The organism is Parendozoicomonas verongulae (assembly GCF_009711465.1).
Lineage (GTDB): Bacteria > Pseudomonadota > Gammaproteobacteria > Pseudomonadales > Endozoicomonadaceae > Sansalvadorimonas > Sansalvadorimonas verongulae.
On the sequence record NZ_SMME01000831.1, the window covers coordinates 30602 to 31573 of the forward strand.

Genomic DNA, 972 nt, shown 5'->3' on the forward strand with positions numbered 1-972 from the left:
AAATAGCCCTGTCAGTGATTGTGACCAGTTTTGAACCTTTGTTGTCTCACCATAGTCCCTATCAATGCATAGGTTTCACCAATACCCTCAAACAAAGGAGTCACGCAGGATGATTCAACGTGTGAATGTAAAACCAAACTATGGAGCGGGCAGCCAATCCCAGCAGACACCTCCTTCTGACAAACAAGATGACAAGGAAGCCTTATTTGTTGATCTACTAGTCAATTCATTTTTGAGTAGTCATCGATTTAAGACATTGTATGCAAAATCAGACTATAGAGCAGGCAGCCAATTCCAGCTGACATTTCCTTCTCTCAAACAAAAAAAGTCAAGTGGGCCTGCGCTTGATACCCGCTCTATAAAATGCTCTCCGTTCCCAAGAAGAGCAAGAAGAGCTGGTCACCACTCACTTTTACGACGATACCCACAGCCCTGCCAAACGGCCCGGAATACCTTTACTCATACCACCAACGATAAAGAGGGCATCGCATTATCCACTGAAACCTATTTATCTTTGAGCATTTATCACTTTAAGCAATTAATAGGTGTTGAGGAAATGTTGCCCGAAGATTTGCCCATTTTGGGGAAAGCGTTCAATTGCGCTGCGCTTGCGGTGGAGAGCAGTGGAGGCACAAATGCATCTTGTCTTAATCAACTGGCTCACTGCTTCCATTTTTTAACCACATGGCCACAACTTGATCTGGAAACTTTTGGTATCGAAGAGAAAAAAGCGCACGAGTTCAGACAGACATCGGCATTACTCTTTGATCAGGCCAACAAGCTTGAGTCCCGCCAACAGAAACTGAAGAAAGATGAACCCTAGGCTAAAGGAACGAGAGCTATTATTGCGTATGATGACCTCCCCCAATTGAACGTTTAACAGCCCTGTCAGTGACTCTAACCAGTTTTAAACTTTTACTGCCTCACCATACTCATATAAATACATTGGTTTTACCAATGTTCGAAAACAAA

General features: G+C 43.3%; 1 protein-coding gene. It reads left to right on the forward strand.

The window, feature by feature from the left end:
* Positions 1-109 precede the first annotated feature (109 nt).
* A complete protein-coding gene (locus E1189_RS11690) occupies positions 110-823 on the forward strand; it encodes a hypothetical protein (RefSeq protein ID WP_155160511.1) in 714 nt (237 codons plus the stop codon).
* Positions 824-972: the final 149 nt, after the last annotated feature.